The sequence below is a fragment of the Halarcobacter anaerophilus genome (assembly GCF_006459125.1).
Classification (GTDB): Bacteria; Campylobacterota; Campylobacteria; order Campylobacterales; family Arcobacteraceae; genus Halarcobacter; species Halarcobacter anaerophilus.
In genome coordinates this window covers 2809719-2824782 of the sequence record NZ_CP041070.1, presented here as the reverse complement: position 1 = coordinate 2824782, position 15064 = coordinate 2809719, and the positions used below count along the sequence as shown (strand labels likewise).

The following is a 15064-nucleotide window of genomic DNA, read 5'->3' as shown; positions in this document are numbered from 1 at the left end:
TTATGTATGAAAATAAAATATTAATAGAAGATATGGAGTATATTCATAAAAAGTTATCAGAAAGTGAAATAAAAAAACTAGAGAACTCTACTATTTTAATTACTGGTTGTGCAGGGTTTTTAGGTTATTATTTTCTACATTACTTTGTTAATTATGCGGAAGAACTAGGACTAAAAAGAATAATAGGCTTAGATAATTTTATGATTAGAGAACCTCTTTGGTTAAAACAATTAGAAGATAAATGCAAAATCTTAGAGATTTATAAATTCGATATCATTACTTCTGATATTAATGAAATTTTAGATTCTGATAAAGTAGATATTGTGATTCATATGGCTTCAATTGCCTCTCCTACATTTTATAGAAAGTATCCAATAGAAACTCTAGATGCAAACATTTGGGGGATGAGAAGATTATTTGACTTTTATAAAGACAAATATTTAAAAGGGTTTTTATTCTTTTCGAGTAGTGAAATCTATGGTGACCCTGATAAAGACAATATTCCAACAGATGAAGAATACAATGGAAATGTATCTTGTATTGGACCTAGAGCATGTTATGACGAGTCTAAACGGTTTGGAGAAACTATGTGTTATCTCTTTTCTCAACAATATAATATACCAGTTAGAATAGCAAGACCCTTTAATAATTTTGGCCCAGGTATGAGTCTTGAAGATAAAAGGGTTCCTGCAGATTTTGCAAAAGCAGTATTTGAAGGTAAAAATATAGAAATCTATTCAGATGGAACTCCTACTCGTACATTTTGTTATATAACCGATGCCATTGCTGGATATTTAAAAGTTTTACTTTATTCAAGATTTGATTACTTTAATATTGGACAAGATAGTCCAGAAATTAGTATGATTGATTTAGCAAAAATTTATGCTGATAAATCAAAAGAAATATTTGATACAGAAGTAAAAGTGTTATTTTCTCCTGCACCTGAAAAAGATTATTTAACTAACAATCCTAATAGAAGATGTCCTAAAATTAATAAAGCTGTTAAGCTATTAAATTATAATCCTGAAATTAGTGTTGAAGAGGGAGTAGAAAGATTTTTAAAATTTATAAAATATAATAAAGGAATTTTATGATTGGAGTTATAGGTTTAGGTTTTGTTGGTCTAACCACTGCATTAGGTTTTTCTGAAAAAGGTTATAAAGTATATGGATACGATATTGATAGAGGGAAAACTGACCATTTAAAAAAGAAAAAAGTTCCTTTTCATGAACCAGGTTTACCAGAGGTTCTTGATAAAAATTTAGACAAAAATTTCTTTATAGAAGAATCGCTATTAGAAGTAGTATCTAAGTCAGAAATTATATTTTATTGTGTAGGGACACCTACTAAAGAAAGTGGTGGGGCTGATTTAACTTATCTATATAATGCAATTGATGAAACACTATCTTCACAAATATTTAGTGAGTATAAAGTTCTTGTAATAAAATCTACTGTACCCCCTTCAACAACAGAAGAGATTATTTCTCCTTATATTGAATCAAAAGGTTATAAAGTTGGTTCTAATCTTGGACTTGCAAACAATCCTGAATTTCTTAGAGAAGGTTTTGCTTGGGATGATTTTATGAATCCAGATAGAATTGTAATTGGTGTAAATGACAAAAAATCTTCACAAACATTAGAAAAATATTATAAACCATTTAATGCAGATATACATATAGTTTCTTTTAATACAGGTGAATTTATTAAGTATCTTTCAAACACTTTATTATCAACATTAATTAGTTATTCAAATGAAATGTCAATGATTGCTAAAACTATAGGAAATATTGATATCTCAAAATCTTTTTCAATATTACATGAAGATAAAAGATGGTTAGGACAACCTGCTAAAATGTCAAGTTATGTTTATCCAGGTTGTGGTTTTGGAGGTTATTGTCTTCCTAAAGATACAGAAGCTTTATATAAAGAGTCTAAAAATAAAGGGTTTGAAGCACTTGGATTAAAAAATGTACTGAATATAAATGAAAAAATAAAAAGTTTTTTAGTAAATACAGTAGAGAAAGAGGTTCCTGTAAATAAGACAATTGGGATTTTAGGTTTATCCTTTAAACCAAATTCAGATGATGTGCGAGATACTCCTGCAAAATATATAATTCAATTATTATTAGAAAAAGGGTATTCAAATATTATTGCTTATGATCCATTATCTAATAAACAGTTTCAAAAAGTATATAAGTATTCTATCTTATATGTGGATACTTTAGAAGAGCTAATCTCTAAAACAGATTGCAATATTTTATTAACTGCATGGGAAGAATTTAAAATTAAAAAAGAGTTGATATTTGAAAAAAAGTTATTTGATTTTCGTTACTTTTTAGAAAAATCATAAAATTGGAGGAATTGAATGTTTAATTGTGGGAATATAGTAAAAATAGATAAAGAAAAAAAAGAGTTTATAGTTCTATTATTGGAAAAGTTAGAAGATGTTTTTATAGCACTTTACTTAAGACCATGTGAATCAGAAGATAAGATAACTAATTTTAAGTTAGATAACTTATCACTTCAAAATGGGTCTATAGATAAATGCTTTGATATTAATTTTAATGAACAATTATTGGTTAGTGAAAAACAAATTTTAGATGTTTTAGGAAATGTAAATAGTACATATTTTGAAAAAGTCATGAAAAAAAGAGTTCTGATTAATGCAAAGAGCTATTATAATGCAATTCATAAAGTAAAAAATAATGAACCTTTTTCCCCCGGAAAAAGTAGAGTTAATTATGCGGGAAGAGTTTATGGGTCTGAAGAGATTGAAACATTAATAGACTCTTCATTAGAATTTTATTTAACAGCAGGTAGATATGATAATATCTTTTGTGAAAAAATATCTAAATATTTACAAAGTGAAAATATAAATAAAGTAAATGTTTTAACTGTAAACTCAGGTTCATCTGCCAACCTTATTGCCATTTCAAGTTTAACTTCACCTAAGTTAGGAGAGTTGTGTTTAAAAGAAAATGATGAGGTAATTTGTGTTGCAGCTGGTTTTCCTACATCAATTTCTCCAATTATTCAAAACAAGTTAATACCAGTTTTTATAGATGTCGAATTAGGTAGTTATAATATCGATACTTCAAAAATTGAAAAAAGTATTACCTCTAAAACAAAAGCTATAATGATTGCGCATACATTAGGAATTCCCTTTGATTTAGATAAGATTCTAGAAATTGCAGAAAAATATAATTTATGGGTTATTGAAGATAACTGCGATGCTTTAGGAGCTACTTATAGTTTAAAGAGAGAGTATAGTTTAATAAATAATAAAAAAGTTTCTGGTACTGCTAAAACTGGAACAATAGGGCATATCGGTACATCAAGTTTCTATCCTGCTCACCAAATTACAATGGGAGAGGGTGGAGCTGTATATACTGATAGTTTAGAGATTTATAAAATAGCTTTATCTTTTAGAGATTGGGGAAGAGATTGTTGGTGCTCACCAGGAAGAGATAATACTTGTAAAAGTAGATTTAAATGGCAATTGGGGTTATTGCCTAAAGGGTATGATCATAAATATACATATAGTCATATTGGTTATAATCTGAAAATCACGGATATGCAAGCTGCAATTGGAGTTGCCCAAATGGATAGAGTTCAAGGTTTTGCAGAAAAAAGGTATGCTAATTGGAAATATTTAAATCAAAAATTAGAAACATTAAAAGATTTCTTTATCCTTCCTATAGTTTCAGAGAGTGCTGTTCCTTCACCATTTGGATTTGCTTTAACAATCAAAGATGAAAAAATAAATTCTAGAGATAAAATAGTGGAGTTTTTAGAATCTTGTAATATTCAGACGAGAACTGTTTTTGCTGGGAATATCTTAAGACAGCCTGCTTTGACTCAATCAGATGTAAAAATAAAAATAGAATCAGGAGAAGTTAAAGCTGCAAATACATTAGTTGAAGAGGATGTAAAAATACTTGCTAACACAGATTTAGTAATGAAAAATACATTTTGGGTAGGTGTTTATCCTGGTTTATCTAATGAGATGTTAGATTATATGATTGACAAAATAATAGAAGCAACAAAAAAATAGAGAATGTGTTGAAATGAATATTTTAATCACAGGTGCAACTGGTTTTTTGGGAAATAATTTATCAAATTTTCTGATAGAAAAAGGTTTTAATCTAACAGCAATTGTTAGAGAAAGTAGCGATTTATCAACTTTAAATAAAAATATTAAAATATTTGTTTATGATGGAAATGTATCAAATTTAATAAACTTTTTTAATATAAATAAAATAGAGGGTGTAATTCATTTAGCATCAATGGTTATTTCTGAACATAAAAGTGAGGAGATAGGAGATATTTTGAGTAGTAATATTAGTTTTGGTACGGAAGTTTTAGAAGCCTCTAAAAAAGCAAATATAAAATGGTTCATAAATACAGGAACTTTTTGGCAAAACTATGAAAGTTGTGATTATAACCCCACAAATTTATATGCTGCATCAAAAGAAGCGTTTGAAAAAATAGCTAAATATTATTATGAAACATCAGAATTTATTTTTAATACAATTAAGTTAAATGATACCTTTGGAGCAAATGATAAAAGAAAAAAGATTCTTTATTACTGGGATAAAATATCTAAAAGTGGGGATACTCTTGAGATGTCAAGAGGAGAACAGATTATAGATATGAATTATATTGAAGATGTAGTTAATGCCTATTATTTATTAATTGAGCATTTATCAAATGAAGGTGCAACAAATGGTAAAACTTATATAGTTACTTCTAAAAATAGAATGAGTTTGAAAGAACTTGCAAAGGTTTATGAAACTACACTTAATAAAAAACTAAATATAAAATGGGGAGCTAAACCTTATCGAGTAAGGGAAGTTATGAATCCTATGATATGCCATGATGTTATTCCTGGTTGGCAACAAAAGTATGAGTTAGTAGAGGCTCTAAAAAAAACATATTTAAAAGGTTAACTTATGAGACGTGAAAAGATTTTGATTATGACTCCTGTAGGCAGGAGTCCATCTGGTGAGTATATTGACTACTTCCCCTCAAGATGGAGTGGTAGTACAGGAATGTTTAAAAGTACGACTTTTTATCCTTTTAATCTAGCATATTTAAGTACTTTTTTAAAATTAAAAACCAAACATACTATAAAATTTTTTGATGCCAATTATTATGGTGTTGATTCAGATGAATATGTTGATTATGTGAAAAAATATGACCCAAACATTTTAATTATAGAAATAGATTCAATAATTGAAAAAAAGATGTTGGCAATAATTAAAATTTTAAAAGAGTTCAATACTCTTTTGCGAATAATAGTGTGTGGACCAAGTCCTTCTAGTAATCCTAACATTTTTTTGGATTCAGGAGCAAGTTATGTTGCAATTGGAGAGTTTGAATTATCAATATTGAATTTAATTAAAAGTGGTTTTGATGAAAAAACTTTTGGAATATATCCAAATCAAAGAGAAGAATTGATTGATTTAGATATGTTACCTTTTCCAGAAGATGAAGATATTAAACGTAGAAATTATTGTAGGTATTATGCTTCTGAATATAATGAAGTTGAAGTTTTTTCAACTAGAGGGTGCCCTCATATGTGTAACTTTTGCGTTGTTGCAAATGTTTATGGCGGTAAACCATCTTTTAGAGTAAGAAAAGTAAGTTCTGTAATTGAGGAGATTAAATACTTAAAAAGTTCTATACCTGATTTAGAAGGTATATTTTTTAATGAAGAGTCTCATACATCTAATAAAAGTTTTATAAGAGAACTTTGTTTGGAAATAATTAGATTGGGCTTAACTGATATAAAATATAATTGCATGACTAATTATGATACTTTAGATTTAGATCTTTTAAATCTTATGAAGAAAGCTGGTTATTATAAAGTTAGGATTGGAATAGAATCTTTAGATTCGGATGTAAGTGCATTAATTACAAAAACAAAAATTAAATCAAATCATGAAAAATTGATGGATATATTAAAAATAGCAAAAGAATTAGATATTAAAATATATGTTACCATGAGTATTGGTGCTGTTGGTTCATCAAAAGAAAAAGATTTAGATTCATTAAAACAGTTAGAGCTTTTATATGATAATGATTATATTCAAGAGTTTCAAGTCTCGATTAATACACCTATGCCTGGCACACCATTTTACTCAATTGCAAAAGAAAATAAATGGATTGTAGAGAGTGGTAAGTTTGATGGAGCTAAATTTTCAACAATCTCATATGAAAATTATAGAGCTGATGATATTAAAGAGGTGTTTGATATTGCAAATGAGTTAAGAGCAAAAATTTTAAATAAAAATAGGGAAGAGAAAAAAATTAGATACTCAAGTTATGATAAGGATTGGTGTGAACCTGTATATAAATTAACTCAAAGAAAAATAGGTGAGTATTATCATGAATGAATATAAAGTTGCAGTATGTATCCCAAATTATAATATGGAAGAGACTCTAGAAAATACAATTCTAAGTGCCCTTGGTCAAACTTATAAAAATGTAGAGATTTATATTTTAGATAATTGTTCAACTGACAATTCCATGAATATAATTAATAATTATTCTTCAAAATTTAAAAATATAATTGTTTTAAAAAATGAGTATCATTTAAGTATGGCAGAAAATTGGAATAAATTGTTAAGATCTGTTAAAAATTGTGATTTCATAAATATTTTATCTGCTGATGATATTTTAGAGAAAGAGTATTTTGAAGAATGTATATCTTTATATAAAAAATCAAATGAAACGTTAAGTTACATATATTCAGATAGATATAATATTGTAAATGGGAAAAGAATAGATATTGAGTTTTTTAGAGATGAAACAAAATTAGTTGATAGAGATGAAGCTTTTTTACTAAATATTTTAGGTTTTCACACAGCACCTTGTCAATTATTAATTAATTTCAAAAAACTAGAAGAAGTGGGTTTTCTTAGTACAAAGTTTGGACCTGCTTCTGATATGCATCTTACTTTAAAGTTGAATAGTTTAGGCCCTATTGGATATATAAGAAAAAGGCTTATTGGATATAATATTTCTTCTGGTATGACATCAAATAATAGAATGTTAAAATATATGAGTGTTTTATTTTATGATTTAAAAACAAATATTATTGAAAATAATATTCCTGATAGTTTAAAAAAATTTAAAAATAAACTAAAATTGGATGTAGAATGTTTCTGCTCAAAGTATTGTATTAAGTCAGGATTTGCTGATTATAAAAATGGTGGAAATCTTTTAAATTTTAAAGAAGTTATATTATTAGCAGGAACGTATGATAAAAAGATTATAGATAGTGATCTCTTTGATTATGTAATTATAAAAAAAGAAACAGATATAAAAATGATAGAGAGTTTAGTTAATAAAACTTTTTCTCATCAAAGTAGTATAAAAAATTATATTTAAATAGTATGTAATAAAATAGGAGAATTAATGTTTTCAACGGCAGTAATAGCAAAAGTTATAAAAGAATTTAGTGGAAATCTATTCCTTTATCCAGGGGGAACAATTGCTCCTTTGTTACAAGAGTGTAAGAATATTGGTGTTAATTTAGTTGTTTCTAAAAATGAACAAGGTGCAGGTTATATGGCTATTGCAGAAGCACAGCTTAATCATAAACCCTCTTTTGCAGCTGTAACTAGTGGTCCTGGGGCAACAAATATTATAACACCTTTGGCAGATGCTTATTATGATAGTGTCCCTTTAATTGCCATAACTGGACAAGTTGGAACTCCTGATTTAGAAAGAAGTTCTGAGATTAGACAAAGAGGTTTTCAAGAAGTACCTATTGTAAATATGGTAAAAGAGATTACTAAAGAGGTTTTTCAACCTAGAACAATTGAAGAGCTTTCAGATGCTATCCATAACGCATATATTATCTCAAATGAGGGAAGAAAAGGGCCTGTTTTAATCGACTTACCAATGAATATTCAACTACAAGAGATAGATAATAAAAAGCTAGGTAGTTTACTAAAATTAGATACCTTAACTGTAGAAAAAAAAGTAAAAGGTGAAATAGATCAAAATACAATTTCTAAAACAATTGATGTTTTAAATAATGCACAAAAACCACTTGTATTAATTGGTGGAGGGGCACAAGAAGAGTGGCAAGATATTAGAACAATTTTAGAAAAAACTAATATTCCTGTAATCTCAAGTTTAAGAGGTTTAGGGGTCTTTAATGGTTTAAAATCTTATGGATGGATAGGTCATACAGGGACACCATGGGCAAATAAAATATTATTTGAAGCTGATTGTGTACTTGTTTTAGGTAGTAGATTAGATGTTAGGCAAACTGGTTCAGAAACAAAAACATTAGATGAAAAAAAAGTTATCCATGTTGATATTGATAGTAATGAGTTAAAAGAGTGTAGAGTTAAAAATACAATAAAAATAAATGTACCAATACTTGAATATTTAAATCTAATTGATTCAAAGGTAAACAAGTTTACAAACTTAGAGTGGTTAAGTAGGGTAGATGAAATCAAATTTTCAACTTTGATGCAAGATGATGCCGGGGTTGCCAATGGAGTTAACCCTTCTGATGTCTTAAAATATATTGATAAAAATACAAATGATAAAATGACACTATTTTCAACTGGTGTTGGTTCACATCAACATTGGACTTCAAGATATATAAATTTTGATAATAAGATGAAAAAAATCTTTACCTCTGCTGGTCATGGAACTATGGGGTTTGGTCTGCCTACTGCTTTGGGTTTAAATTATTTAGAAAGAGACTCAAGAGTAATTTGTATTGATGGGGATGGTTCCTTTCAAATAAATATTCAAGAATTAGCACTTATTAATGAATTAAATCTAAATCTAAAAATATTGGTAATGGACAACAGTAGACTAGGAATTGTTTCTCAATTTCAAAATATTACATTTGGTAAAGACCCAACAACAGGTGATTTTTTGAATCCAGATTTTGTGGAGATTGCAAAAGCGTATAAACTTGAAGCATACTATATAAAAGAATATGATGAAACTATCATCTCTCAATGGTTAAACAGTGAAAAAGCAGCTTTATTACATGTAAAAGTTAAACATGATGCACCTATCTCTCCGATGCTTTTAGGTGGACAAAAACTAAATGAAATGTGGCAATATGAAGGATAAATTATTATTAATAACTGGTGGAAGCCAAGGGATTGGTAAAGCAATAGTTTTAGAGGCTATAAATGCAGGTTACAAAGTAGCTTTCACTTATAATTCTAACAAAGATGAAGCTTTAGCTTTTTTAGATGAAATCGGTGATAAAGAGGTTGAAGCTTTTCAATTTACATTAGGGAAAAGAGATAATGTAAAGAGATTGTTACTTGATATTGAAAAACGATTTGGTCAGTTTCCCTCTTACCTTGTAAATAATGCTGCAATTTTAATTCAAAAGGATTTTGAGACTATTAGTGATGAGGAGTGGGATTTAGTTTTAAATACTAATTTGACTGGAGTTTTTCAAATAGTTCAAGAACTTATTGTAGATATGAAAAAAAACAATTTTGGAAGGATAGTAAATATATCTTCAATTGGTGGTCAAGTTGGAGGTAACTTAGCTGTTCATTATGCAACAACTAAAGCTGGATTAATCTCTTTTTCAAAATCAATGGCAAAAATTTATTCTAAGTATAATGTATTAACTAATTGTATAGCGCCAGGGTTAGTAAACACTAAAATGATTGAAAAAGAACTTGATTCTGATGCTGGAAAAGAAAAATTAAAAACTATTCCAGTTGGGAAAATAACAGAACCAGAAGAGATAGCGAACTTAGTTTTATTTTTATTGTCAGAAAAAAATACTACTATGACTGGGCAAACTGTTAATATCAATGGAGGGATGTATTTTGGCTAAAGTACTTCTAATCTTAGGTGGAGGAGCAGATCAGTTACCTGGAGTTTTAAAAGCACAAGAGATGGGTATTTATACCATTGTGTTAGATGGAAATAGTGAAGCTTATTGTAAAAAATATTCTGACGAGTTTTATACTGTCAGTATAAAACATATTGAACAAATTGATGAGTTTTTGGATAATTATTCAAAAAAAATTGATGGAGTAATCGCTTTTGGAGTTGATATCCCTTATATTATTGCTTATGTTGCTAATAGATTAAAAATAAATTATACAATCCCCCTTCAATCTGCAAAGTTAAGTGAAAACAAGTTTTATTCTAAAGAGTTTATGCACAAATACAATATAAATATTCCTGCTTATTCACTTGTAAATTCAGTAGATGACATAAAGAAATTTGTGGATATTTATGGTTTTCCTTTTGTATTAAAACCTGTTGATAATTCAGCTTCAAGAGGAATAAGTCTACTTCATAATCTAGAAAATATAAATAAATATTATGAATATGCAATTTCTCAAAGCTCTTGTAATCAAATAATGGTTGAAAAATATTTAGATGGTTTTCAAATAAGCACGGAATCCTTTATTGTAAACAGTAAAGTTTTTAATATAGGTTTCGCAGATAGAAACTATGAAGATATGGACAAGTTTATGCCTAATATCATAGAAAATGGCGGTGATTTGCCATCTATATACATGAAAGAAAAGCATAAATTTCAATTAGAGAAGTATTTAAAAATCATTTCAAAAGAATTAAATATAAGAAATGGAGTTATAAAAGGTGATATTATAATATATAAGGATGAATTATATATTATAGAATTAGCATTAAGATTGTCCGGAGGTAATTTGTCAACTATAGAAATTCCGGAATCTACAGGTGTAGATTTTTTACAAGTAGCCATAAAATTACATATGAATCTAAAAATAGATGAAACCGAATTAAAGATAGAAAAAAATGATTTTATATCTTTACGATATAAATTTTTGGAAGATATAAAAAAAGGGAAAATAAAAAATATAAATCTACCTGAGGTAAATAATATATCTAGTTCATTATTTATTAAGATTGGTGATGAGATAAAATCGAATAAAACAGAGAATCATGCAAATAGAATAGCAAGTGTTATAACACGAGGCAGTTCAAGAGATGAAGCTATAAATAAAGCTAATGAATATTTACAAAATTTGGAGATAGTGTTTGAATAAAATCTGTTACAAAGTTTATCATGCAAATCTTGCCTTTTCAGCTATTCCTGAAGAGAAATTAGAAGAGGTTATAGATAAATGTTATTTTTCATTATTAGAATTTGTTGAAAAAACGGAAACAAAAATAGGGTTAGAAATATCAGGATACTCTTTAGAAATTATAGAAGAAGTAAGACCCCATTGGATAATAAAATTTAAAGAGATTTATAAAAAAGGTTTAATTGAATTAATTGGATGTGGATATATGCAAGTTATTGGTCCTTTAGTCCCTTATAAAGTAAATTTACAAAATCAAAAAATTGGATTAGAAACATATATGAATGTTCTAGAAATTGTTCCAAAATTAGCTTTTGTCAATGAACAAACTTTCTCAAAATCTTTAGTGGATCTATATTATAAAGTTGGATATGAAGCTTTGATTATGGAATGGAATAATGCATATTCTTTAAATGAAAAAATAAAAAAAGATTTTGCATATTCACCAATTATTGTAAAGGGTATTAATAAAGAGTTGCCGTTACTTTGGAGTGATTCAATACTTTTTCAAAAGTTTCAAAGAACAGTTCATGGTGAAAGAGATATGAACTTTTATATAAATTTTCTAAAACAATATACAAAAGAGTATGAGGCTACTCCTGTTTATAGTTCTGATTTGGAAATATTTAATTTTCGTCCTGGAAGATTTGAAACGGAACAGTTAATAAAAAATAATGAATGGAAAATAATAGCTGAAATAGTTGAAAATTTAAAGCAATTTTGTGAATTTCAGTTGCCGTCAAAAGTTTTAGAAATGAGCTTAAATAAAAATAAAAAAATATCTTTGACAACATCTTTAAATCCAATAATAGTAAAAAAACAAGATAAATATTCGTTGAGTAGATGGGCTGCTTGTGGACGAGGTGCAAATTATATTAATACCCTATGTTATAGATATTTTCAGAGAATTAAAAATATTGGTGATATATCGCAATGGAAAACTTTATTGAAATATTGGGGTAGTGATTATCGTACTCATATAACGGAAGATAAATGGGAAAAAGCTATAAATGATTTAGAAAATTTGGCGATATCAGGAAGCAATAATACGCAAATATTAAAAAAATCAAATCATAATTTTTATGAAAAGAATAATTCAATTATTTATGAAAAGAATAATTTGAAAATTTTATTTGATAAAAAGAAAGGCTTAACATTAGATTCAATATTCATTGATAATAAAAAATTTCCTATTTGTACAATAAAGCATGGAGAATTGGATCTTATAAAACATGGAGCTGATTTTTTTACAGGAACAACTATTATTGAATCATCTGAAACTAAAAAGATAAGTGATTTAATAGAAGTGGAAGATGTAAATTATTATGAGTTAGATAAAGATATATATATAATAGAGTCTTCTCTTAAAATGAAAAGTGGAATAAATGAGCTAAAATCATGGATTATAGATGAAAAAGACAACTCAATAATTTTTGATTTAGTTTTAAATTGTCCAATTTTTATAAGAGGAAGTATCCGAGTTGGTATTCTCACTCTTGATAAAACATTCGCTTTAAAAAATGGAAGTATAAAAGTAAAAAATGGTAATAAATATTATGAAAAAATAAATTTAAAAAACAATGAAATAAATCAACATATTCCTAAATCTTTAACTCAAAGTTCTATATCCGGAATTGGATGTACAAATGGAGTTATGAAATTTGAAAATGATGATTTTTCTTTTAAAATAAAAGTTAATCAAGAGATCTCTTATCCTTTTATAATGTTACAAAATAATAAAGATAAATTTGGTTATTTAACAAGAGTATATTTTAGTTTACAAGAGTTGGATGATACATTAGAAAAAAGAAATGATAATTTTTTATTTAGATTACGATATAAAATTAAATTTTCATAGTTTTTTTAATTTAAAATATAATAAATAAGGAAAAGTAATGACAGAAGCAGAACTTCAGTTGCAAAATGCATTAACAACTACATTTTTAGCAAATCTTGCCTTTTTGAGTGAATATGACAAAGATTTATATCTTAGGATTGATAATTTGTCTCAAGCTATAGATGAGGGCATTTATGAAGAGAGATTTTTTTTAGAATTTTTAGAAAAAGAAGGTGAATTTGATATTTATGATAAAAAAGAAAATAGATATGTTTATGACCAAAATCCTAAAAAATTAAAGAACAAAGCTAAAAATTTAGATTTCACTTCGAAAGGAAGTTTCTCAGATTTAAAAAGAGGTCTTTATTCTGGAGAAAGAGAAGAAATTAATTTTGATTTAAATGAGCCAATCTCTTTAGATAATTCATTTAGAATGATTTTAAATGATGTTTCTGATTATGTAGACGTTTTTAGCGATAAAATAGGAACTTATGAAAATAAGCGATTTAAAAGTTTTGAAAAATTTATTATTATAGGAACTTTACTTAGTAGGCATTTATTAAATATACATAAAAAATTTAATCCTGAATTATATTTTATTTGTGAATCAAATTTAGAGATTTTTAGATTATCTTTATTTGTTTTTGATTATACAGAATTAGTAAGAGATGGAGGAGCTATAATCTTTTCAATAATGGATGATGATAATCTTTTTGATAAAAAATGTTCTCTTTTTATGTTATATAAACCGTATAAAAATTATTGTCTAAAGTTTTTTACAACAGACTATAATGTATCAAGCTTATTTGATAATATTGCAAATAGTTTTTCTTCTAATAATCCTTTTAATTATAACTATATCTCTTTGTTATATAATTTATTAAATAATAATAGTAAAATTATTGGCACGTATAATAGAGTAAAACTTCAGGCTGCTACAGGTGTCTTAACAGATAAGCCTATCCTTTTTATTGGTGCAGGTCCCTCTTTGGAAGATGAAATTGAGTGGATAAGTAAAAATCAAAATAAATTCATAATTATTTCAATGGCAGCCGCATTAAAGAAGATAATTCCTAATAAGATAATTCCTGATATTATAGCAACAGCGGATAGTGGAGAAAAAGTTGTTTTAGATCAATTTGATTTAGATAATAATATAGAATATATAAAAGATAAAATAATATTTGCTTCTTCTATGACTTCTTACAATATATTGGCAAATTTTAAAAAAGAGAATGTTTTTATTTTTGATGTCATGAGTAGTTTTTTTACAGATTCTATTTATCATAATGGGTATAGTATTGGGGAAATTACATTAAGCTGGCTTTTATCTCTTAATTGTAAAGAAATTTATCTTTTAGGTGTAGATCTTGCTTTAAATCAAAAAACAGGAGAAACTCACATGTCAGAACATGTTTCTTCAAAAAAATTAATTTTGTCTGACGATACTTTTTTTGTAGATAAGGGAAATTTTTCAACTCGTGAAGATACCGTAGAAGTGAAAGGTAACTTTTTTAAAAAAGTAAAAACAACAAGACTTTTTATGCTCTCTTTAATTGAAATGAATAACATTATTAAAAAGTTATTAGTAGATGAACAAAAAGTTTATAATTTATCAAAAAATGGTGCTTTTATTAATAACACTATTCCTTCTACAAGTGATGATATAAAATTAAAAGATATAAATAAAAATATAGATAAGATGAAAAAGAATCTAATAAAAATATCAACAAAATTTTTATCTGATGATAATAAACAAAGTTTGGAAATGGAAGTTGAATATCTAAAAAACTTTTTATATTTTTTAAATAATAGTGAAAAGAAAAAACTTGATTATAAAGAATTTGAAAAATATATAAATAGTTTATATGATAATTTTAATGAAAATATATACAAAATGGTTGCATCAAAAGGATTTTTGCTTACTTATTTAAATACACATTTATTATATATTGATTATTGTTTAAATGATAAGAGTATAAAAAAAGAGAATCAAAAGATTAATGAAACTTTAGAGGTCTTAGAAAAACAGATAAATAATTTGATAAAAAATTATTTAAAATATACTGAAATAGTAAAAAATATTTAATATGCTTTTAGAAGATACAAAGAGTAGTAGCATAAAGCTACTACTCTTTGTCAA

11 protein-coding genes are annotated in these 15064 nt (G+C 26.6%); all 11 read left to right on the top strand.

Features of this window, described 5'->3' with window-relative positions; translation table 11 throughout:
• Window positions 1-2 precede the first annotated feature (2 nt).
• The 11 genes from AANAER_RS13925 to AANAER_RS13875 are packed head-to-tail and all read left to right on the top strand — an operon-like array spanning window position 3 to window position 15010.
• Complete coding sequence (locus tag AANAER_RS13925; protein ID WP_129082444.1) at window positions 3-1094, top strand: NAD-dependent epimerase/dehydratase family protein; 1092 nt, start codon at window positions 3-5, stop codon at window positions 1092-1094.
• Window positions 1091-2350: a UDP-glucose dehydrogenase family protein gene (locus AANAER_RS13920; RefSeq protein WP_129082445.1), complete on the top strand. Its 1260-nt coding sequence runs from the start codon at window positions 1091-1093 to the stop codon at window positions 2348-2350. The genes AANAER_RS13925 and AANAER_RS13920 overlap by 4 nt, the downstream gene beginning before the upstream one ends.
• 15 nt (window positions 2351-2365) lie before the next feature.
• Window positions 2366-4054 (top strand): lipopolysaccharide biosynthesis protein RfbH, encoded by a 1689-nt coding sequence (gene rfbH / locus AANAER_RS13915; RefSeq protein ID WP_228711166.1) that lies wholly within the window; start codon window positions 2366-2368, stop codon window positions 4052-4054.
• A 13-nt stretch (window positions 4055-4067) separates the two neighbouring features.
• Window positions 4068-4949, top strand: a complete 882-nt coding sequence (locus AANAER_RS13910) for an NAD-dependent epimerase/dehydratase family protein (protein WP_129082446.1) — start codon at window positions 4068-4070, stop codon at window positions 4947-4949.
• 3 nt (window positions 4950-4952) lie between these two features.
• Complete coding sequence (locus tag AANAER_RS13905; protein WP_129082447.1) at window positions 4953-6398, top strand: B12-binding domain-containing radical SAM protein; 1446 nt, start codon at window positions 4953-4955, stop codon at window positions 6396-6398.
• Window positions 6391-7395 carry a glycosyltransferase family 2 protein gene (locus tag AANAER_RS13900; RefSeq protein ID WP_129082448.1) on the top strand — a complete coding sequence of 335 codons (1005 nt, stop codon included), beginning with the start codon at window positions 6391-6393 and terminating at the stop codon, window positions 7393-7395. Before AANAER_RS13905 ends, AANAER_RS13900 begins: the two co-directional genes overlap by 8 nt.
• Window positions 7396-7422: 27 nt before the next feature.
• Window positions 7423-9111 carry a thiamine pyrophosphate-binding protein gene (locus tag AANAER_RS13895; protein WP_129082449.1) on the top strand — a complete coding sequence of 563 codons (1689 nt, stop codon included), beginning with the start codon at window positions 7423-7425 and terminating at the stop codon, window positions 9109-9111.
• Window positions 9101-9841 (top strand): SDR family NAD(P)-dependent oxidoreductase, encoded by a 741-nt coding sequence (locus tag AANAER_RS13890; RefSeq protein ID WP_129082450.1) that lies wholly within the window; start codon window positions 9101-9103, stop codon window positions 9839-9841. The genes AANAER_RS13895 and AANAER_RS13890 overlap by 11 nt, the downstream gene beginning before the upstream one ends.
• On the top strand, window positions 9834-11048 hold the full coding sequence (locus AANAER_RS13885) for an ATP-binding protein (RefSeq protein ID WP_164969356.1): 1215 nt from the start codon (window positions 9834-9836) through the stop codon (window positions 11046-11048). Before AANAER_RS13890 ends, AANAER_RS13885 begins: the two co-directional genes overlap by 8 nt.
• Complete coding sequence (locus tag AANAER_RS13880) at window positions 11041-12942, top strand: hypothetical protein (protein ID WP_129082452.1); 1902 nt, start codon at window positions 11041-11043, stop codon at window positions 12940-12942. Before AANAER_RS13885 ends, AANAER_RS13880 begins: the two co-directional genes overlap by 8 nt.
• 37 nt (window positions 12943-12979) lie before the next feature.
• Complete coding sequence (locus AANAER_RS13875) at window positions 12980-15010, top strand: 6-hydroxymethylpterin diphosphokinase MptE-like protein (RefSeq protein ID WP_129082453.1); 2031 nt, start codon at window positions 12980-12982, stop codon at window positions 15008-15010.
• Window positions 15011-15064: the final 54 nt, after the last annotated feature.